This is a genomic window from Larkinella terrae, assembly GCF_009668025.1.
Taxonomy (GTDB): Bacteria; Bacteroidota; Bacteroidia; order Cytophagales; family Spirosomataceae; genus Larkinella; species Larkinella terrae.
This window is the reverse complement of the sequence record NZ_WJXZ01000014.1, coordinates 1500213-1522142: the sequence shown is the minus strand read 5'-3', so window position 1 is coordinate 1522142 and position 21930 is coordinate 1500213. Positions and strand designations below refer to the sequence as shown.

The window sequence follows — 21930 nt, the reverse complement described above, 5'->3', positions numbered from 1 at the left end:
ATACATATGAGTACTTACAAACTTGACTATTTAGATCAGCTCGAATCGGAAGCGATTCACATTATGCGCGAGGTCGCCGGGCAATTCGAGCGACCGGCGCTGCTGTTTTCGGGCGGGAAAGATTCCATTACGCTGGTGCATCTGGCGCTCAAAGCGTTTCGTCCCGGTAAATTCCCGTTTCCGCTGGTGCACATCGACACCGGTCACAACTTCCAGGAAGCCCTCGATTTTCGGGATTGGCTGGCCGAAAGCCTGGGTGAAAAGCTGATTGTGCGGTATGTGGAAGATACCATTCGGGAAAAGAAACTGAAAGAACCGACGGGCCGGAACGCCAGCCGGAATGCGCTGCAGACGTTTACCCTCCTCGATACGATCGAAGAATTCGAATTCGATGCCTGCATCGGTGGTGCCCGGCGCGATGAAGAAAAAGCCCGCGCTAAAGAACGCGTTTTTTCCGTTCGGGATGAATTCGGTTCCTGGGACCCCAAACTGCAACGGCCCGAACTCTGGAACATTTACAACGGCAAGATTCACAAGGGCGAGAACGTTCGGGTTTTCCCAATCTCGAACTGGACCGAGCTGGATGTCTGGAATTACATCAAACGCGAAAATATTGCTCTGCCGAGCATCTATTTTGCCCACGAACGCGAGCTGATTCTGCGCGACGGTAAGCTGCTGGCCACGGCGAAAGGCGTTATTCAACAGGAAGAAACCGACGAAATCGTAACCCGCCGGGTTCGGTTCCGGACGGTGGGTGATATTTCCTGCACGGCCGCCGTGGAATCGGATGCCGACACGCTGGAAGCCGCCATTGCCGAAATTCAGGCCACCCGAATCAGCGAACGGGGCGAAACCCGGATCGACGATCAGGTGTCGGAAGCCGCGATGGAAGACCGGAAAAAGGGAGGCTATTTTTAAGTTAAGAGTTATGAGTTAAGAATGTAGAGTTTATTCCTGCTAATTCTTGCTCATCATTCATCATTCTTAATTCATCATTTTAAAAGTGGACTTACTCAGATTTATTACCGCAGGTAGCGTCGACGACGGCAAAAGCACGCTGATCGGCCGCCTGTTATACGATTCAAAATCCATTCTGGCTGACCAGATGGAAGCCATCGAACGCGCCAGCAAAAGTCGGGATGATGGTGAAATCGACCTGGCACTGCTGACCGACGGTTTACGCTCCGAACGCGAACAGGGCATTACGATTGACGTGGCTTACCGGTATTTCCAGACGCCCAAACGGAAATTTATCATTGTCGACGCACCGGGTCACATCCAGTATACCCGCAATATGGTCACGGGTGCATCCAACTGCCAACTGGCGGTTGTGCTGGTCGATGCCCGACACGGGGTGGTTGAACAAACGCGTCGCCATTCGCTGATCGCTTCGCTGCTTGGTATTCCGCACCTGGTGGTGGCCATCAATAAAATGGATCTGGTGGATTATTCGCAGGATGTTTTTTCCAACATCTGCATTCATTACAACGAACTGGCCCAAAAACTGGACGTCGGCGAAGTCACCTATATTCCGTTGAGCGCCCTGAACGGGGATAATGTGGTCGAAAAGTCGGCCAATATGCCTTGGTATGAAGGTGAACCGCTGCTGAGCTACCTCGAAACTGTCGAGCTGGACCACGACGAAAACCTGACAGATGCTCGTTTTCCCGTTCAGTATGTGATTCGTCCGCAGACTGCCGAACTGCACGATTACCGGGGATACGCCGGAAAAATTACCAGCGGTATTTTCCGGAAAGGCGATACGGTAACGGTTTTACCAACTGGTGAAACCTCCACCATCGATGCCATTGAAGTGGCCGAAAAGCATTTTGATGAAGCGTTTGCGCCCATGTCGGTCGTGCTGCATTTGGCCGACGATGTCGACGTGAGCCGTGGAAATCTCATCGTAAAGTCAGATAACCAGCCAGTTGTGAGTCAGAATGTCGAAGCTATGCTCTGCTGGATGGATACCAAACCGCTGAAAGTGGGTAACAAGTATACGCTGCAACACGGTACGTTCCGGACCCGCTGCGCCGTCCGCGAAATCATCTACCAATTGAATGTCAATACGTATGAAGAAACGGAAGACGTTGAAAGTCTGAAGCTGAACGACATTGCCCGGATTGTTCTCAAAACCGCAAAACCGGTTAGCTTTGACCCTTACGACAAAAACCGGGTCAATGGCGGAGCTATATTGATTGACGAAACCTCGAACGTAACGGTTGGTGCCTTGATGCTCCGGAAAGAAGCCATTTAATTTTTAAGTATCTCGTTAACAGTCGCTGTTCCTACGTTGCATCGCCGAATATCGGCCCTTGCTGCGGGTGGGACAGCGTTTTGCTTACTGCTAACCCGATTCCCTTCAACGAGTTGTATTCGGTAAAACCGCTATAAAAGCGATCGTCGTTGCCTCTTCAATCGGCTTTTGGTGGTTCAGGTTGTTGATTCGAAAAGCAACCGAATCGACTTTCCCAAACATTCGGGTAAAGCAAGGTAATTAGTTGACAGATTTGGCTTTATCATTCTGAAAACGCGTGCGCTATATAACCAATAGTAATGACCAATAATAAAAAGTAGGCCTATTTCCGGAATGGTAGGAACTGATAAATGAGTACATTTGTATGTAAACCATAACCCAAAGTGCCGGATTTCCGGCATTTTGTTCAAAACACTAGTCTCTCAAATCTATCGACTATCTCACTAAAGCAATACATTATGTCTGTTCAATTCACCGATAACGTCAGCCCGGCCGCCCAGCGTGATATTCTGGTCCTGCAGAGTAAAATTGAAAGCTTTGCCAATGGTGAAATGCCCGAAGAAAACTTTCGCAAATTTCGGCTAGGACGGGGCGTCTATGGGCAACGTCAACCGGGTGTGCAGATGATTCGTATTAAATTGCCCCACGGGCGGATTACGGCCGATCAGTTGGTCCGAATTGCCGACATTTCTGATAAATACGCCACCGGAAATCTTCACGCAACCACCCGACAGGACATTCAGTTGCACTTTGTGAAACTGGTTGACACACCCCAACTGTGGTCGGACCTGGAAGATGCCAAAATAACGCTCCGGGAAGCTTGTGGAAATACCGTCCGCAACGTAACCGGTTCGGCCACAGCGGGTATCGATCCCGAAGAACCGTTTGACATTACTCCCTACGCCTATTCGATATTTGATTACCTCCTACGCAATCCGATTTGCCAGGAAATGGGCCGGAAATTCAAGATTTCCTTGTCCTCGAGCGAAAAAGACTCCGCCTACGGTTACATGCACGATGTCGGGCTGGTTCCGCGCATCAACGAAGCCGGAAAAAGAGGCTTTAAAGTGATGGTTGGCGGTGGCTTGGGCGCTCAGCCCTACATGGCCGAAACCGCTTACGAGTTTCTGGAAGAAGACAAAATCATTCCGTTTATCGAAGGTTGTATCCGCGTCTTCGACCGCTTTGGTGAGCGCACCCGTCGGCACAAAGCCCGCATGAAATTCCTGCTTCAGGACATTGGTCTTGAAGAATTTTTACAGCGCGTAGAAGGGGAACGACTGGCGTTGAAAAATAAAACGTACGCCATCGATACTAACATCATTGCTCTCTCGGAACCCGATGCAACGGCGACTGTCTCGCTGATAAATCCAGCAGAGTTGTCGGGTGATGAGCGCTACCAGGCCTGGCTGAAAACCAACGTATTCGAGCAGAAACAAAAAGGCTGGTATGCGGCCCAAATCCGGGTTTTACTGGGTGATATGCACTCGGATACGGCCCGGGCGCTGGCTGATGTCGTTAAAAAATACGCCGGTGACGATATTCGCGTAACGGTGAATCAGGGCTATATCCTGCGGCACATCCAGCCGGAAAACCTGCCCGCACTGTATGCCGCACTCGATGCGCTTGGTCTGGCAACTCCCGGTTTTGATTCTGCCGCCGACATCACCACCTGCCCCGGTACCGATACCTGTAACCTGGCAATTTCGAGCAGTTACGGGATCACGCGGGCTCTGGAGAAAATGATGACAGCTGAATTCCCTGACCTGATTTACAACAACGACATCAAAATCAAGATTTCGGGTTGTATGAACGGCTGCGGTCAGCATTCCGTTGCCAACATCGGTTTCCACAGTAGCTCGGTGAAAAACGGAGCCTACATCATTCCAGCTCTTCAAGTGCTGCTTGGGGGCGGTTTTAATGGAAAAGGAGAAGGTCTTTTCGGCGATAAAGTGGTAAAAATTCCGACCAAACGCGGTCCGGAAGGTCTCCGTCTGTTGCTGAACGATTACGATGCCAACGCCTTCGATGGCGAGTATTACAGTGATTATTACGCGAGAAAAGGCAAAAATTATTTCTATTCGCTCTTAAAACCGCTGGCCGACCTGAAAACACTGGCCCAGGAAGATTATACAGACTGGGATCATACGGAGCAATTCATTACCGAAATCGGGATTGGCGAATGTGCCAGTGTGATGATCGACCTGGTGGCTACGGTTCTGACGGAAGCCAATGAAAAACTGGGCTGGGCCCGCGAAGCCTACAACGAAGGAAGATGGGCTGATGCCATTTATCATACGTACAACGCGTGGATTGTGGGTGCCAAAGGTTGTTTGATGATGAAAGACATCAACACCAATACCCAGCATGGTATTGTCAGCGATTTCGATAAAAACTTCGTTGGCGAAGGTTTCCACGAACAGGAAGGGGACTTCAAAGCGCTGGTTTTCAGCATCAATAAAAACGAGCCTACCGAAGAGTTTGCCCAATCCTTTATGGCGCAAGCCGCTGATTTTATCGAAAAATTCCGGGTCTACCGTGAACGTCAGATCGAACTGGAAGGTCTGCCCGAACTGCGCGAACTGGTCATTGCAAAAGACAGCTAATGAATGAAGAGTTATGAGTTATGAATGATGAGTTGGCTGACGCGGTTAACTCATACTTCATCACTCATGCTTCAAAACTTATTTCTAATGAAATTGACATTGGTAGGTGCGGGTCCTGGTGATCCGGATTTGATAACACTGAAGGGCGTCAAAGCATTGCAACGGGCTGATGTGGTCATGTACGATGCGCTGGTGCACCCCGATTTACTGGATTATTGCAAACCGGATGCGCTGAAAGTGTATGTCGGCAAGCGCTTGAACGAATACTCGTGTACGCAGGAAGAAATCAATCCGCTAATCGTACATTATGCGCAGAATTACGGTCACGTTGTGCGGTTGAAAGGCGGTGATTCCTTCGTTTTCGGACGCGGGTACGAGGAAATGGAATACGCCCGGCAGTGCGGTATTGAAACGGAAGTGATCCCCGGTTTGTCCAGCAGCTACGCCGTTCCGGCTCTGGCGGGAATTCCGCTGACTACGCGCGGAGTTAGTGAGAGTTTCTGGGTGGTAACCGGCACCACCAAAACCGGTCAGCTTTCGCAGGATCTTCATCTGGCGGCACAATCTACCGCGACCGTCGTAATCCTGATGGGTATGCACAAACTGGCTGAAATCATGACGGTTTTCGGTGAATGCGGCAAAACCGATCTGCCGGTTGCCATTATTCAAAACGGCTCGCTGACCGACGAACGCGTGGTAACCGGAAAAGTTTCAACGATTGTTGAGCAGGTTGCAACCGCTAAAATCAGTTCCCCGGCCATTATCGTAGTCGGTGAAGTTGCGCGGTTACGTGATTTACAATTAACTGATTTGCAACAGGTTATCGCAAATATTTAGAGATAAACGCGGTTTGAACGGATGCATAGGATTTTCACGGATAATGACCCGTTTTAATCTTTTGAAATCTGTTCAATCCGTGTTCCTACCACCTTTCTTTCCATGAACAACCTCTTCCCCATCTTTCTGAAAATTGAAAACCTCCGGACGCTGGTGGTAGGTGGTGGAAATGTAGGGTTGGAAAAGGCGAATGCCCTGCTATCGAATGCTCCCGATGCCCCCATTACCCTGATCGCTCCCGAAATCCGACCAGAACTGGTTGCACTGACCGAAACACATCCCAATTTTCGCCTGATTTACGATTCCTATCGTCCTGAATACCTGCAAAACAACGACCTTGTCATCGTGGCAACGAACGATAAGGCGGTCAATGCGCAGGTGCAGAATGATTGCAAAAACCGCCGGATTCTGGTTAACGTGGCCGACACACCCGATTTGTGCGATTTCTATTTGAGTTCGGTTGTTAAAAAGGGCGATCTGAAAATCGCTATTTCAACGAACGGCAAGTCACCCACCTTCGCCAAACGGTTTCGGGAAATACTGGAAGAAATCCTGCCGGATTCGTTACAGGATACGCTCAATAACCTACAAAGCATCCGAAACCGCCTGAAAGGTGATTTTCAGGAAAAAGTGGAGCGACTAAACGAAATTACCAGGGTAATGAAGCCCTAAAAATGGGGCAGAATGTGGGACAGATCAAGTGGTTCCTTGCGGAGAATAAAAACGTAGATGAGCCCGGCTAAAACCATATACATGGCAATCAGCCACTTTTTCTTTTGCTCAAATTCCGCGGGATGATGATGGTAATCGTAGTACATGGAGGCCGACAATGCCATGACCATCAGAAAAAAGGAGAAAACCGCACAGTCGGTCCGGTAAGCAACCAACTCCCGCATGAAACGGGCGCCCATGACAATGTACAGGAGCCAGAAACCAAAACCGGCACGGTACAGATACATGCTGAACCGGCGGTCGTTTTTTAAGTCAAATAGTCGATCCGACATGATTGACAGGAATTTATTCGAGTGAAATTACGTATTTTATGACAAACAAACAATCTTGCAGTTTGTCAATATTCCTATAACGAAAAAACCATGGTAAGTGAGCAATCCAATACCGTTTCGCCCCAATTTAAAACCATGAAAGTGGAGTTGAACCGGGTTGATGACGATTTCCATTTTGAAGCGACCGGCGTTTCCAACGTTCCGGTACATATTGACGGCGCTCTGGACATCGGCGGCCACAACGCGGGCGCCCGTCCCATGGAAATGCTGCTGATGGGATTAGCCGGATGCAGTGCCATCGATGTGATTCTGATTCTGAAAAAACAACGGCAGATTATTGAGGATTTCCGCATTACGGTCGAAGGCCAGCGCCCCGCCGATGCCATCCCCAATCCATTCCAGGCCATTCATCTCCATTACTTCCTGAAAGGAAATCTGGACGAAGACAAGGCGCGCCGGGCCATTGACCTGTCGATGGATAAATATTGCTCGGCAACTGCCCAGCTTCGCCCGACGGCCGCCATCACGTATTCACTGACAATTGAAAAATAGCAGGTAGACAAGCGAAATGAGAAGAAAAATGTGAGACCGGTGATAAAAACAAATCGGTGATTGATAACCTGTTAAATCTCTAGTCTCTAGTCTCAAATCTTTTATCTCCCAAAAGGCTTTCGAACCCGGAAGCCTTTTTTTATTTTGGCAGAATGAAACAATACCACGACCTGCTCCGGCATATTTTGGCAACCGGGACCCAAAAAACCGACCGCACCGGCACCGGCACCATCAGCGTTTTTGGCTACCAGATGCGGTTTGATTTACAGGAAGGATTTCCACTCGTTACGACTAAAAAGATACACCTGAAATCGGTGATTCACGAATTGCTGTGGTTTATCAAAGGGGATACAAATATCAATTACCTGACCGAACACGGCGTCAAAATCTGGGATGAATGGGCGGATGAAAACGGCGAACTCGGACCGGTTTACGGCAAACAGTGGCGCAGTTGGGAAGCTCCCAACGGCCAGCTCATCGATCAGTTGCAGGACGTTCTGAAGCAGTTGAAATACCGTCCCGATTCGCGCCGGATGATCGTCTCAGCCTGGAATCCGGCCGACGTTCCGAACATGGCGTTGCCGCCCTGCCACGCGCTGTTTCAGTTCTACGTCGCCGAAAACCGCCTGTCGTGCCAGTTGTACCAACGGAGCGCCGACGTGTTTCTGGGCGTTCCCTTCAACATTGCTTCGTACGCGCTGCTGACCATGATGATTGCGCAGGAGTGCGGCTATGAACCCCACGAATTTATCTGGACGGGTGGAGATACACACCTGTACCTCAACCATTTGGATCAGGTTAACTTACAGCTTTCCCGCGAGCCACGGGCATTGCCGGTCATGAAGATGAACCCGTCGGTGAAGTCGATTTTCGATTTCAAATACGATGATTTCAAACTGGAGAATTACGATCCTTACCCGGCGATCAAGGCTCCGGTTGCGGTTTAGTTTCTGCGAACCAAGGAGCGTAGACTTAAATCCGTGAGATTCGGGGTTTTTCGTGGGAACACTAACGCTGTGAAGTGAAAATCTTGCGGGCTAAAGTCCGTGAGTGCGTTTGAGTTTTTCGTATTCGCGTTCGGCCAGATTTTTTTCGTTAAAACCGTGGTAAACACTGAAGTAATGCGAAATCAGGCCGATTCCCCAACCGAGTGTCGTCCAGATTGGCCACGGGTAAGTGCCCCATTTTTCTTTAAAAACCAGGAAAATGACCAGCCAGATCAGCCAGAGAACAACGTTGACAAACAGATAAGTACGCAGGTGCATTTTAAAGCCGGCCCGAGCTTTCGCCTGCTTCCAAAGATGAGGGTCGCGTGTGTCCATGTAGGGGTCTACGATTGTTGGGGAAATTAAGTTAGTCAGATTCAGGCTATAATCAATAAAGAAGCCCAACTTTCTTTTGCAGCGGGCCAACAAGAAACCACATTTGATATTTTGGTTACAAAAACGACTGAATTATTCGACACCATGAGCAATACCGAAATTATCGATATGCTGGAATTGACGGCCAAATTGATGGAACTCCACGATGTGGATGCGTTCAAAATCCGGGCGTTTCAGTCGGCTGCTTTTAATCTGGACAAAACCAGCGAAGACCTCACCAAACTGTCATTTCCGGAGCTGATCAAACTGCCGGGAGTCGGCAAATCGGTGGCCGGAAAAGTACTGCAAATCATCGAAACCGGTCGGCTTCAGGACCTGGACGATTTGCTGGCTCAAACGCCCGAAGGTGTGCTGGAAATGTTTCGGATCAAGGGAATTGGCGCCAAAAAGATTCGGGTGATCTGGCGGGATTACGGTATTGATACCTTGCAGGATTTGCGGCTGGCCTGCGAAAGTGGCGAAATTGCCAAGATCAAAGGATTTGGAGAAAAAACGCAGCAGGCCATTCTCGAATCACTGGCTTTTCTGGAAAACCAGTCCGGCAAACTCCGCATGGATAAAGCCGACGCGCTGGCCAGCATGCTGCTCGATGTGTTTGAAAAAGAGTTTAGCCGCGTTGAAATAACCGGACAAATCCGGCGTAAAATCGAGGAGGTCGATACCGTCCAGTTTGTCGTTGGCACCTCCGACCCGATTGCCGCGTTTGAGTTTCTGAATTCCCTGTCGTATCTGGAACAGAATGAAATCGAATCCTCTCCTTTCACCTGGCGCGGGCAGGCCAGTGGTTACGAAGTGCAGATTGAAATCATCACAGTTCCGTCCGATCAATTTGAAAGTCAATTGTTTATCCATTCAGCCGCCGAAAAACACCTGAAGGCAACCGGTGCAGCGGGCTGGACCTTACTCCAAACCAGTATGGCTTATCCGACCGAAACCGAAGAAGCGGTTTATGAAAGGGCGGGTTTGCCGTTTATCGTGCCCGAAATGCGGGAAGGCGGTTTTGAGTTTGACTGGGCGCGGAGTCACAGCGTTAATGACCTCGTCACCTGGGATGCGCTACGCGGTATTCTGCACAATCACAGCACCTATTCCGACGGCAAGCATACGCTGGAACAGATGGCGAACTACTGCCGGGAGCTTGGGTTTGCGTATTTTGGTATTGCCGACCATTCGCAAACGGCGGTTTACGCCAAAGGACTCGAGCCGTACCGCATTCAGCAACAACACGAAGAAATCGACCGGCTGAACGCCCAGTTTGGCGGTTCATTCAAAATCCTGAAAGGGATTGAGTCCGATATTTTGAGCGACGGGGCGCTCGATTACGACGACGACATTCTGGCCTCGTTCGATTACGTCGTGGCTTCGGTTCACCAGAATCTGTCGATGAGCAGCGAAAAAGCCACGGCCCGGCTGATCAATGCCATCCAAAACCCCTACACCACGATTCTCGGTCATCCGACGGGGCGCCTGTTGCTGGCCCGGGCAGGCTACCCCATCGACTACAAAGCCGTCATCGACGCTTGTGCCGAAAACCGGGTTGTTATTGAAATCAATGCCAGCCCCTGGCGTCTCGACCTCGACTGGCGTTGGGTGCAATACGCAGTTAGTCAGGGCGTTATGCTAAGCATCAATCCGGATGCGCACGAGATGGCCGGTTTTCACGATATGCATTACGGGGTGGCAGTGGCCCGCAAAGGTGGTTTAACTAAAAATATGACGTTCAACGCACTAACGCTGCCCGAAATGGAAGCCTATCTTCTCAAAAAGAAGAACCGTGGCTGATTTTCGGTACTGATCGAACCTTAAATGTAATTTTAATCTCCTCATTATTCGTAATTTACTATTCAATACTTGATATTTACCAGGTAGTAAGAACCCTTACAACCTGACCTGATGAGATTTTTCTACTTCACCCTGGTGTGTAGTTGGCTGATTCCCTATTTGGGGGCGGGCCAGACTAAACCCGAAAAATTCAATCATTCGTTAACCGGTTATATTCGCGACGCCACCACCAAACAGCCCATTCAGGGGGTGACGGTTTTTATTACCGAAAACCGCCGGGGAACCACAACCAGCCGCGACGGTTTTTTCGTCATTTCGCTTCCCGCCGGAACTTATAACGTTAAATTCACCCACGTGGGGTTTCATTCACAGACCCACGCTATTACACTCAACAAAACGGTTTTGACGGAAATCCTGCTTCAGGATGACTCCAAAGACCTGGAAGAGGTCACCGTAACGACCGAAGCCCCCGACCGCAACGTTAAAAAAGTGGAACTGGGCGTTACGCAAATGACGATCAAAACCATCAAACGCATTCCGGCGTTTATGGGCGAGGCCGATGTGGTGCGGAGTCTGTTGTTATTGCCGGGCGTAACGACCGTCGGCGAGGGAGCACCGGGCATCAACGTCCGGGGCGGCAGCACCGATCAGAATCTGGTATTGATGGACGACGCTCCCATCTTCAATTCCAGCCACCTGATGGGTTTTTTCTCGGTTTTCAACCCCGATATTGTTCGCGATGTAACGCTGAACCGGGGCGGTATTGCGCCGAGTATGGGAGGGCGGGCTGCTTCGGTGCTGGACATTCGGGTGAAAGAGCCGGAAACGGAGAAAATCAGCGTGAACGGCGGCATTGGCGTGGTGGCCAGCCGGTTGGGTATCGAAGGTCCAATTCTGAACAAAAAACTTTCCTTTCTGCTCGCCGGACGGGCCTCGTTCAATGACTTTCTGTTCAAACTACTGCCGCGAAACATTCGGGACACGAAAGCCAACTTTTACGACGTAACCACTAAACTGAAGTTTCAACCCAATGAAAAGCATACGGTTACGTTTACGGGTTACAACAGTCACGATGCGTTCAAGTTGGCTTCCGATTCGCTGTCGACCGTGGAAGTCAATGCTTCCTCTACCCTATTCGAATACCGTACCCTGAACGGTACGCTGAAATGGAATTACGCGATCAACAACCAGCTGAACCTGACAACGACGGCCATTTACAGCCAATACCGCCCCGAAACCTCCGCTCCTGATTCTGCCAATGCGTTTCGGCTTACGTCGGAAATTCTGCACCGCCAGCTCAAAGCGGATCTGAGTTTTGACGCATCGGAAAATCACCAGTTGCAGGGCGGTTTTAGCCTGATCGATTATTACCTCCAGCCCAACAAATTGGTCCCCGGTTTTCAGTCGAATGTGCTGGCGAAAACCCTGCCCATCGAACGAGCGTATGAGCTGGCGGTTTATGTCCAGGATGAGTGGAAAGTGAACGAAGCGGTTTCCATTCTGGGCGGTTTTCGCTACTCCCAGTTCCTGAACCGCGGACCCGCTACCGTGCCTATTTACCAGGAGGGCGCTCCACTTCAACCTGAAACCACCACATCGTCAACTACTTACAACAAAGGGCATATTTACCACCAGGACGGTGGCATTGAGCCCCGGCTGGCGGTACGCTGGACGGTGGGGGAAGGTCAGTCGATCAAAGCGGGGTACAACCGCCTGCGGCAATATATTCACCAGATCACGAATACGACGGCTGCGCTGCCCATCTCCCGCTGGAAACTGAGCGATTCGTTCATCAAACCGCAAATTGCGGACCAGTGGTCGGTGGGCTATTTCAAAAATACGGCCGGAAATGCCATCGAAGCTTCCGCAGAGGTGTATTACAAGACCATTCTAAACGCGATCGATTACAAAGATGGCGCCAATCTGACCCTGAATCCGACGCCCGAAACCGACTTGCTGCAGGGCAGCGGCAAGGCGTATGGGCTGGAAACGCAATTGAAGAAAAACAAAGGTCGCTGGATTGGCTGGGTCAGTTATACGTATTCGCGGGCGTTGTACACGATCAACGGGGCTTATCCGGAAGAACGGGTGAATAACGGCAGGCAATATCCGGCCAATTTTGATAAACCGCACACACTCAATGCAATGACGACTTTTCGGCCCAACAACCGGGTAAATATGTCGTTTAACTTTACCTTTAGCACGGGCCGCCCCGTAACGCAGCCCTACGCCCGGGCGCGCATCAACGGCATTATTGTTCCGATTTATATCAACCGCAACCAGCAGCGGATTCCCGATTACCACCGCCTTGATTTTGCGGTCGAATTCAATCAGGATCCAGTCAGGAGTGACCCGGCGAAAAAACGGCGGTATGAACGAAGCTGGGTCTTCTCGATTTACAACGTCTACGCCCGAAAAAATGCTTATTCGGTGTTTTTCAAGCTCAATTCAGCCTCCCTGACGGATGGTTACAAACTGTCGGTTTTCGGCTCGGCCTTCCCGTCGCTGACGTACAATTTCAAGTTCTGATTCCGATCCTCGCGTATGAAAAGTATAAAATACAGCCACCGGCTTTTACCATTTCTTGGCGCCAATTTGCTGATTTTCCTCACTTTAGGTCTCGTCAGTTCCTGCCTGACTCCCTACCAGCCCGACACCCAGTCGATCGGTCGGGCCGTGGTGGTCGAAGGGATGATTACCGATCAACCCGGGCCGTATGTCGTCAATTTGACCCAAACTGCCGACTATACTTACTCAGGCTTGAATTTACTGGTTACCGGAGCAACCGTGACGATTACGGATAATCTGGGCAATCAGGAAGTTTTGAAAGAGGTGCTCCCGGGCTCTTACCAAACCGCTACCAACGGAATTCGCGGCACCGTAGGTCGTTCCTATAAACTCCTGATCCGAACCTCCGCCGGAAAACAGTACGAATCTTCGCTGGAACTGCTCAAAGCCGCTCCTCCGATCACCCGGCTGACTTACGAATACACGTATAATCCGGCCCCGTTCAGCAATGATTTACGCAACAACTGGGAGGTTTACCTGGATACCAAAGACCCGGAAACGACCGGTGATTATTACCGCTGGATCTGGAAAAACTACGAAATGACACCCGCCTGTCAGATAAGCCCCGGTCTCAATGCCGACGGGTTCTACACCGGAATTCCCTGTTGTACAGCCTGTTGGGACATTAATCAATGTTACAGCAACTGCATCAACATCCGTTCGGATGCTGCCATCAATGGAAAATCGATCAGTAGGCAATACATCATGAGTGTGCCTTTCACCTCTCGGAGTGTTTACTACCTGGAAGTGGAGCAGCAATCCATCAGTCCGGGTGCTTACCGGTTTTTCAGCAGCGTCCAGAAATTGGTCACCAACACGGGCGGATTGTTCGATTCGGCCCCGGCGACCGTTGGTGGGAACATGAAATGCACCAGTAATCCGGACGAGGTGATTTACGGTTATTTCGGTGCCGCCGGCGTAAGTGTCCTGCCCCTGAAAGTAGACCGGTCGAAGGATGCGGTCGGCGTTCCCAACGGAAAAGTTATTCAGTTGGATAACCTGGCGGCCTGTCTTCCCTGCATCAACAGCCTAAACCGCACTCCCAACAAACCCCGCTTCTGGGATCAGTAACCACCCTGTCAGCGGTCGCAGACCCTGACAGCGGTGGAAAGCTCTCATTTGCAGAGCACTACTAAATAATTCCAACCCCTCACCGCTGTCAGGGTCTGCGACCGCTGACAGGGTGTCTGATGACTTTTTCGGTTGTTTTCGTCTAAACGGTTAAATCGAAAACAGATGGAACCAATCGAACCGCTCGAACCGGGCCGCTACTACCATATTTATAACCGAGGAATCAATGGTGCTCCGATATTTGTCGATCCAAATCACTATCGTTTTTTTCTGCACCAATACGCGAATTACCTGGCGCCCGTCATTGATACGTATGCTTATTGCCTCATGAAAAACCATTTCCACCTGATGATTCGGGTGAAGGAAAATCATGAACTTGATCAGGAGCGGCTATTTGTTGAACGGGGTTGGAGAAAACCACCCAATGTCAGTCGTCAATTTTCTCATTTTTTCAACAGTTACGCGCAGTATTTCAATTCGCAAGTTCAGCGAACCGGCGGTTTATTTGAACGCCCCTTCCAGCGGAAAGTTGTGAGCGATGATTCTTACTTCACCAGGCTTATTTTCTATATTCACTGCAATCCGGTCAACCACGGAGTCACGAAAGATTTGACATCCTATGCCCATTCCTCCTACCAAAGCCATCTGTCAAACCTCCCGACGTTGCTGAAGCGGGACGATGTCTTAAATTGGTTTGGCGGTAAAACGGAATACATTCAATTTCATCAGGATATGCTTCAGGAAAACGTTGAGGAATTGTTTACGCACCCTGTCAGCGGTCGCAGACCCTGACAGCGGTGAAGTTCTGGAGTTATATAATAAAGCTCCGCAAATAATGGCTTTCCACCGCTGTCAGGGTCTGCGACCGCTGACAGGGTGGGCCGTCAAATCATTTATAGCGCGTCAATTCCGTAGGTTTTGGGGGATTCTTTCAAAAAATCCCGGCCTTATTGTACTTTTGGTATCAGATGCATACCACTCCTGTCAAGTTCCTGATTATCCGGTTTTCGTCCATTGGCGATATCGTACTCACGACGCCGGTTATTCGGTGCCTGAAACAACAGGTTCCGGGAGCGGAAATTCATTACTGTACGAAGCGATCCTACCAGTCCCTCATTGAATCGAATCCCTACATTGACAAAGGTTTTTTTCTGGATGAAAGCCTGAATGACCTCATCGCTCAATTGAAAACCGAGCGCTACGACTACATCATTGATTTGCACAACAACCTCCGCACGATGCTGATCAAGCTCCGATTGGCCGTTCGTTCACGGAGTTTCGACAAACTGAACTGGGAAAAGTGGCTCTACGTTCGGTTCAAGATCAATTCCATGCCTCCTCTGCACATCGTCGACCGGTATATGAAAACCGTCGAACCGTTTGGGGTCATCAATGATGACAAAGGGCTGGATTACTTCATCCCGTACAAAGACATCGTCGAACCAGAGTGGCTTCCGACAACTCATCGTCGCGGTTTTATCGCTTACGCCATTGGTGGTCAACATAATACCAAAAAATTACCCGTTGACCGGATGATCGAGTTGTGTCAAAAAATCAACTATCCTGTCATTCTCCTGGGTGGTAAGGAAGATGTTAAGGCGGGCGAGGAAGTCCGGCAGGCGCTGGGAGATAAGCTGATTTACAACGCTTGCGGGAAATACAACCTCAACCAGTCGGCATCGATTCTGCAACAGTCTGCGCTGGTTTTCAGCCACGACACCGGACTAATGCACATCGCTGCGGCTTTGAAGAAAAAAATCTACTCCATCTGGGGCAATACGACTCCGCAACTGGGCATGTATCCGTACAAAACCAATTTTGTTTTGCTCGAAAACAAACTGTTGCCCTGCCGCCCTTGTTCTAAAATAGGCTACGATCGGTGTCCGCTGGGTCATTTCAAATGCATGAACGAATTGCCGTTTGATTTTGACCTGAAAGAACTGCAGCGTGGCACCGGGCCATCGACCCGTCGAACCGGTCCGGAACGTTAATTCCAACAGCACATGTCTAAAAAAGTAAGTATTGGCCTGGTGCAGATGTCCTGCACGGCCGACCTGGAAGCTAATCTTGAAAAAGCCATAGCGGGCGTTCGTGAAGCCGCCAAAAAAGGGGCTCAAATCGTTTGTTTGCAGGAATTATTCCGCTCGCTCTATTTCTGCGACGTGGAAGATCACCACAATTTCAGTTTGGCGGAAGCCATTCCTGGCCCGACCACGGACCGTCTGGCCGAAGTTGCCCGCGAAACCAATACCGTCATTATTGCATCGTTATTTGAAAAACGCACCGCCGGTTTATACCACAACACGACCGCCGTGCTGGATGCCGACGGAACGTATCTGGGCAAGTACCGGAAGATGCACATTCCTGACGATCCGGGGTATTACGAGAAATTTTACTTCACGCCAGGCGACCTGGGTTATAAAGTTTTCGAAACCAGATACGCCAAAATTGGCGTCCTGATTTGCTGGGATCAGTGGTATCCCGAACCGGCCCGCATCACGTCGCTGATGGGTGCCGAAATCCTGTTTTATCCCACCGCCATTGGCTGGGACACGGAGGAAACCGACCCCAAAGTGGACGAGGAACAGTACAGTGCCTGGCAAACCATTCAGCGCAGCCACGCGATCGCCAACGGTGTACACGTGGTTTCCGTCAATCGGGTGGGAACGGAAGGCGGGCAAAAATTCTGGGGTGGATCGTTCGTTGCCAACCCCCACGGATCGCTCCTGTATCTGGCCCCGCACGACCAGGAAGTCGTTCACGTTCAGGAAGTTGATTTGGATTTAACCGATAAATACCGTACGACCTGGCCTTATTTGCGGGATCGGCGAATCGATTCGTACCAACCCATTACGAAACGGTATTTAGACGAATGAACAATCGTATGAAGCTTTTTTTGACTCTATTGATTCCCGCAGTAGTGGGTGGGGGCGTTTACTATTATAACTACACCAACGGCCCGGAGCCAATCACAACCGTTCATACCGGAGCTTTACCACCCCAAACCGCACTGGCTCCGACGCCCCGCCAATCTTTTACGCCGACCACCCGGAAAGGGTATTGGAACCCGGACGTGGTTGGTGACTTTACGCTTCCCGCTACCAAATCCCTGACTTTCAGCGGGGCGGGGCGCAACCTGCACGTAGATCAGGACTGGTCGAAACTGTTTCGCCGGGGCTTTTCGTCCATCGATAAAACCAGAATGTCAAACGACGAATTTCGCAGCGACTGGAATCCAAAACCGGATGGCTGGACGAGTCGGTTAAAACCGTCGCAGCGGGCTTTAACCATCGGACAGGGCTACATGGCTGAAGAACCTTTCAATATTTCCTGGTCTCGAAGCGGTGATAAAGGACCCGAAACCTGGTACGTTCGTCCCTGGGGTGATAAGGGTTTCAAAAACAGCGTTTCCTGGGCGATGCTCGAGTTGAGTGGCGGCTGCGTCAATTTTGGCGATTGTCCGCCCGACAAGCGCAAAAGCACCTACGGAAAAATATTTTTTGATATTGAGAATGAAGGCCTTAACAACCCACTAAACCGGCAGGAACAGGTGAATCTGTATGCCTTTATGATGAAGTCGATTCGGGAGTGGATCAGTCCGTATACCGAAGTTGGCTCGATTGCGCCCGTTCCGTTGAATGGCTACGGTTATTCCCGCGCCCGTGATTATTCGGCGTCGCCCGACTGGCTCTGGGCCATGCCGGTGAAGCACACGGCAAGCTCGCGTCAACGCGGTATGCCCGACGCCCTGGTTGGGAAAACCTACGCCGATTTCATTGATTTTCAGATGCCCGGCACTTATTTTCTCTACCCGGAATTCGATTATTCCATTAACCACAACGAAGACGGTTCGCGGCATTGGCTGGGCGCTTTGCTGGGTGAGCAGGAGGTAAATATGCGCCTTTCACCAAAAAAAAGGATCGCCTGGCAGTGGTTGTTCAATACGCAAAGCAGCGCTTTTCCAAATAGTGAAAAAGCCAAAAACGCGGCCCCGCCCGCCATTGCCGAAGGTGTTGCCGTCTTCTACTGGTTTACTGGGGCGTATGGCGCGCTTTTCTGGGATGATATGGTGGACTTAAAATCGGATCAACCCTCGCCGGCCGAAGCCCACCTGCGGGAAATTGGGAACGACCGGGTTTACGCCTGTTACGAGCATTATATTCACGGACTGTGGCGCTTGTTCAAACACCACGGCGACCTTTTCAATGGCCGCGAAAAATACCTGAACGAGCAAACGGAATGCTCCGTCGACGGCGGCAAAACGTGGTACAAATACAACGCCAATCAGTTAAAAACGCATAACGTACCTTTTGTGCGCGCCATCGTCAACGGCAATCAGATTCTGGTGGCAGCCACGCAACCATACGGAAAAACCGGTCAGCATAAACAGGTCATGCTGCGGTACATCGAGGACGGTTACCAATTTTATTCGACAATCAATCTGAAAGGCGACGAAATTTACCTGGGACGAGCCACGATGCAAAAAACCGCTGGCGCCCGCAAAAAAGCGTAAATGGGTTTTAGGACTTCCGGAAAACCGCCGAAATATGTATTAACACCTATTTCGGCCTTGTTTTTGTCCTTACAGGCCATAAGTAAACCGTTTGGCTTAAAACGGTTATTTTATCATCTTGCGTCCTTCTAATATTGTTCCGTCTTTCATCCGCAAGAGCGAAAGCTTTAACCTAAAACAAGATGGCAGAACAAGAAACGAGTTCCGGGCTGGAGGGCTTCGGAAAAAAACTCCTGAATCTCTTTATCAAAGACGAGCCGACATCCGGCAAAACCGCTCCGGTTATTCCTCAAAATCAGGGAAATCCAGTCGCTGTTCCGTCACCCCAATCGGGGCCGGCTCCGGCCGCTCCGGCGTCCGCAGCTCCGGTTTCGGCTCCGTTACCGGAAGGCGCGGTCGACCCGAAATTTGTCGATCATTTTGCGTCCGTGTTGCACAGGAACAATCCACCGGGTCCGGATTATTTTGAATTCCGGGAAACGCTGAAAAACCTGTCGAACCTCAACCTGAGCGAAGATCAGCAGTATCAGGCGGCCTGGGCGAGTTACAAAGCGATGGGCGGTTCGGCGGATGTCTCGGCGCTGGTTAGCTCAGCCAATCAGTACCTCACGGCTTTGAACAACGATCAGCAGGCGTTTTCGAAAACCGTTGAAGAGACGCTAACCGAAAAAGTGGGCGGACTGGCGAACGAGCAGAAACAATTGCAAGCGGAGAACGAGCAACTGGCCAAACAGATTCTGGAACTTCAGCGAAAAATGGACGCCAACACGGAACGGCTGGCCAAAATCGGTGGTGAGTTAAACGACCAGCGTCAAAAAATCACCCAGAGCAAAAGCAATTATGATGCGACGCTGGCGGTTTTTGTCGGCCAAATCAAACGCGATTTGCTGAAGCTGGGGGAATACATTAAATAACAGTATACGGTTTTCAGTTTACGGTATTCGGTTGGTTGACGCATTCCAGTTTGAAAAATAGCGAATATTGAATACCGAACACTGAATTTCGAATTGTTCTTTACCGAATACTGAAAACCGTAAACCAAGTTTACTTTAAACAATAAACCTTAAACTAAACAAATGGCATCAACTCCTGATTTTTCACAATTGGGTGGCCGAACCGAAGACGGCGAAAAGCGGTCGTTCTGGAGCCGCCCCGAAGGCATCACGGGCCTGTTTTTTCTGGCCGCCATCGGTGCAATGGGATTAGTATATTTCAACCGAATCGTCGAATTTCTGATCAAGGTTACCGAAAATACACTTTATCTGGCGGGTTTGCTCGCCGTTCTGGGCTTCCTGATTTTCCTGTTTACGAGCAAAGATGTACGCACGGCGGTTTTCTTTTTATACAAAACGCTGATGCGGAAACTGACCGGTCTGGTCATTCAGCTCGACCCAATCGCGATCATGAAGATCTACGTCAGCGACCTGAAAGACAAACGGCGGAACATGCAGGGCCAGATCGATACGCTGGCGGGCCAGCTGGTGAAACTGAACCGGAAAATCGCCGAGAATAACGATGCGATCAAGCAAAAATTTGCTGAAGCTAACAAAGCCAATAACATGTCCGATCGGCCGGGCATGAAGGAAGCGGCTCAACTAGCCACCATCGAAGGCGCCGGTTTGCAGGAGATGAACGAGAAATTGCAGCCCCTGCAGCGAAACATGCGGACGGTGCTGGAATTCATGGAGAAGGTGAACAAAAGCGCCGACTACATCATCAAGGAAACCGAGATCAAGGTAAAACTGAAAGAAGCTGAATATCAGATCGTCAAGGAAAGCTCCAACGCATTACGAACAGCCATTAGCATTTTCAAGGGCGATCCCGACAAGAAGTTTTACTTCGACGAGTCGATGGAATACATTCAGGACGACATGAGCAAAAAACTGGGCGAAATGAAACGCGCGATGGACATGTCGATGGATTTCATCAACTCGGTCGATATTCAGAACGGCATTCTTTCGGACAAAGGTCAGGCCCTGCTGGAAGCCTACAACCACGGCGAATTTAAAATCATCAAGCTGGACGAAACGCCCCCGCCTACGCCCGTAGCCCGTCCGGTAAACCCGCCAAAAGACGAAGGCTACCGGAGTCTTTTAGATTAGGAGACAATGGTTGAATGGCTTTATGGCTAAATGGTTATATAAAACCGGGTGCTCACCATTCAACCATGTTTCAATCATTAAACCATATTAACCATCTAACCATTTAATTCATGCAACGCTTAACCGTCGCCGGAAGGCTCATTATCACGGCACTGATTCTGGCCGCTATTTACTTTGGGTTAAAATACATCGGCGGAGTCGATTTGCTGAAAAAATTTGCGTCGAAACCAACCACAGAACAATCGTCCGACTCGCCTTCGATGCCATCGGCAGACTCTGAATCGAAAGAAGAGGAAGCGTCTAAATCGTCATCGGATACGGAGGCAACGGACGACGCGGGTTCGCGATCGGCCTTCAATTATACGCCCCCCGTTCCGCAAAACGGCAAACTAAAAGGCGTCGTTGAGCTGGGCGCCAGTGGTTTTAACTCGTTCATTATTACCGTTGATGCCCAGAAAGCCTGGAAACTGGAGAAAGCCGAGTTTGGCAATAGCCTGGTGCTGGAAAATATGGCCACCGATCAGGACGTTCGCGAAGGCTTGAAAAAATACATTTCCGGGATGCTGAACTTCGGCGTTGCGGGTCGGGATATCCACTTTGTGGTCAGCTCGGGAGCGGTGAAAGCCGAGAACACGCAGAAGATCATCAAGGCGCTGAAGTCGCTGAATTACGTGGTCAATACCGTAACCGCCGAACAGGAAGGTCGTCTGGCATTGCGGGCGGTTTTACCGAAGGATTTTGAAAGCAACGGTTTTGTCGTCGATATCGGTTCGGGGAACACCAAGATTTCCTGGAAAGAAAATGGGAATACCACTGCGCTGGAAGGCCCCGGCGCCAAGTATTTCCAGAACGGCGAAGATGATGCCAAGGTGTACAATGAGGTGAAAGGCCTGGCCGGGAAAATTCCGTCGGGTAACCGCAAAACCGCTTTCATCATTGGCGGGGTGCCCTTTGAACTGGCCAAAGAAGTTCGGAAAGGCAAAGAGCGGTACACGGTTCTGAACGCCCCTTCGGCCTATAAATCAACGGAAGCCAAAACCAAAGCCGGAGTCAATATTTACAAAGCCATCGCCGACGGCACCAATTGCGACCAGTTCGTCTTCGACTGGGACGCAAACTTTACAATTGGTTATCTGCTGACTTTATAAAGAGGTTGTTTCGCGGAGTTGAGCGGAGTTAAAAAGAGTTAAGCGAAGATAGTTATTTTACTCTGCTTAACTCTTTTTAACTCCGCTCAACTCCGCGAAACAACTTTT

19 protein-coding genes are annotated in these 21930 nt (G+C 50.2%); 17 read left to right on the top strand and 2 right to left on the bottom strand.

The window, feature by feature from the left end; translation table 11 throughout:
• Positions 1-6: 6 nt before the first annotated feature.
• The 5 genes from cysD (at position 7) to GJJ30_RS27890 (ending at position 6372) form a co-directional block, all read left to right on the top strand.
• Complete coding sequence (gene cysD, locus GJJ30_RS27910) at positions 7-918, top strand: sulfate adenylyltransferase subunit CysD (protein ID WP_154178431.1); 912 nt, start codon at positions 7-9, stop codon at positions 916-918.
• An 85-nt stretch (positions 919-1003) separates the two neighbouring features.
• Positions 1004-2257: a sulfate adenylyltransferase subunit 1 gene (locus GJJ30_RS27905; RefSeq protein ID WP_310588405.1), complete on the top strand. Its 1254-nt coding sequence runs from the start codon at positions 1004-1006 to the stop codon at positions 2255-2257.
• Positions 2258-2715: 458 nt separating this feature from the next.
• Complete coding sequence (locus GJJ30_RS27900) at positions 2716-4863, top strand: ferredoxin-like domain-containing protein (RefSeq protein ID WP_154178430.1); 2148 nt, start codon at positions 2716-2718, stop codon at positions 4861-4863.
• Between the two features lie 87 nt (positions 4864-4950).
• A complete protein-coding gene (cobA, locus tag GJJ30_RS27895; protein WP_154178429.1) occupies positions 4951-5700 on the top strand; it encodes a uroporphyrinogen-III C-methyltransferase in 750 nt (249 codons plus the stop codon).
• Between the two features lie 102 nt (positions 5701-5802).
• On the top strand, positions 5803-6372 hold the full coding sequence (locus GJJ30_RS27890) for a precorrin-2 dehydrogenase/sirohydrochlorin ferrochelatase family protein (RefSeq protein ID WP_154178428.1): 570 nt from the start codon (positions 5803-5805) through the stop codon (positions 6370-6372).
• On the opposite strand, the gene GJJ30_RS27885 is transcribed toward GJJ30_RS27890, so the two are convergent.
• Positions 6369-6704, bottom strand: a complete 336-nt coding sequence (locus GJJ30_RS27885) for a hypothetical protein (protein WP_154178427.1) — start codon at positions 6702-6704, stop codon at positions 6369-6371. The two genes, GJJ30_RS27890 and GJJ30_RS27885, sit on opposite strands and share 4 nt — an antisense overlap.
• Before the next feature lie 135 nt (positions 6705-6839).
• Between GJJ30_RS27885 and GJJ30_RS27880 the strand changes: the two genes are divergently transcribed.
• Together GJJ30_RS27880 and GJJ30_RS27875 are read left to right on the top strand one after the other, a co-directional pair.
• Complete coding sequence (locus GJJ30_RS27880; protein ID WP_154178771.1) at positions 6840-7256, top strand: OsmC family protein; 417 nt, start codon at positions 6840-6842, stop codon at positions 7254-7256.
• 152 nt (positions 7257-7408) lie between these two features.
• Positions 7409-8203: a thymidylate synthase gene (locus GJJ30_RS27875; protein WP_154178426.1), complete on the top strand. Its 795-nt coding sequence runs from the start codon at positions 7409-7411 to the stop codon at positions 8201-8203.
• A gap of 90 nt (positions 8204-8293) precedes the next feature.
• On the opposite strand, the gene GJJ30_RS27870 is transcribed toward GJJ30_RS27875, so the two are convergent.
• Positions 8294-8578 carry a 2TM domain-containing protein gene (locus GJJ30_RS27870; protein WP_154178425.1) on the bottom strand — a complete coding sequence of 95 codons (285 nt, stop codon included), beginning with the start codon at positions 8576-8578 and terminating at the stop codon, positions 8294-8296.
• A 144-nt stretch (positions 8579-8722) separates the two neighbouring features.
• Between GJJ30_RS27870 and GJJ30_RS27865 the strand changes: the two genes are divergently transcribed.
• The 10 genes from GJJ30_RS27865 (at position 8723) to GJJ30_RS27820 (ending at position 21822) form a co-directional block, all read left to right on the top strand.
• Complete coding sequence (locus tag GJJ30_RS27865; RefSeq protein ID WP_154178424.1) at positions 8723-10420, top strand: helix-hairpin-helix domain-containing protein; 1698 nt, start codon at positions 8723-8725, stop codon at positions 10418-10420.
• A gap of 111 nt (positions 10421-10531) precedes the next feature.
• A complete protein-coding gene (locus tag GJJ30_RS27860) occupies positions 10532-12949 on the top strand; it encodes a TonB-dependent receptor (protein ID WP_154178423.1) in 2418 nt (805 codons plus the stop codon).
• 15 nt (positions 12950-12964) lie between these two features.
• Positions 12965-14059 (top strand): DUF4249 domain-containing protein, encoded by a 1095-nt coding sequence (locus GJJ30_RS27855; RefSeq protein ID WP_154178422.1) that lies wholly within the window; start codon positions 12965-12967, stop codon positions 14057-14059.
• A gap of 165 nt (positions 14060-14224) precedes the next feature.
• Positions 14225-14851, top strand: a complete 627-nt coding sequence (locus GJJ30_RS27850; RefSeq protein WP_205880624.1) for a hypothetical protein — start codon at positions 14225-14227, stop codon at positions 14849-14851.
• Between the two features lie 176 nt (positions 14852-15027).
• Positions 15028-16050 carry a glycosyltransferase family 9 protein gene (locus GJJ30_RS27845; protein WP_154178421.1) on the top strand — a complete coding sequence of 341 codons (1023 nt, stop codon included), beginning with the start codon at positions 15028-15030 and terminating at the stop codon, positions 16048-16050.
• Positions 16051-16062: 12 nt separating this feature from the next.
• On the top strand, positions 16063-16935 hold the full coding sequence (locus GJJ30_RS27840; protein WP_154178420.1) for a carbon-nitrogen hydrolase: 873 nt from the start codon (positions 16063-16065) through the stop codon (positions 16933-16935).
• 8 nt (positions 16936-16943) lie between these two features.
• Positions 16944-18572 (top strand): hypothetical protein, encoded by a 1629-nt coding sequence (locus GJJ30_RS27835; RefSeq protein WP_154178419.1) that lies wholly within the window; start codon positions 16944-16946, stop codon positions 18570-18572.
• A 182-nt stretch (positions 18573-18754) separates the two neighbouring features.
• The gene (locus GJJ30_RS27830; protein ID WP_154178418.1) at positions 18755-19486 is read left to right on the top strand and encodes a vacuolar protein sorting family 37 protein; all 732 of its coding nucleotides are present in this window, start codon (positions 18755-18757) and stop codon (positions 19484-19486) included.
• 162 nt (positions 19487-19648) lie between these two features.
• On the top strand, positions 19649-20674 hold the full coding sequence (locus GJJ30_RS27825; RefSeq protein ID WP_154178417.1) for a hypothetical protein: 1026 nt from the start codon (positions 19649-19651) through the stop codon (positions 20672-20674).
• A 110-nt stretch (positions 20675-20784) separates the two neighbouring features.
• A complete protein-coding gene (locus tag GJJ30_RS27820) occupies positions 20785-21822 on the top strand; it encodes an acetate and sugar kinases/Hsc70/actin family protein (RefSeq protein ID WP_154178416.1) in 1038 nt (345 codons plus the stop codon).
• The last annotated feature ends 108 nt before the right edge of the window (positions 21823-21930 follow it).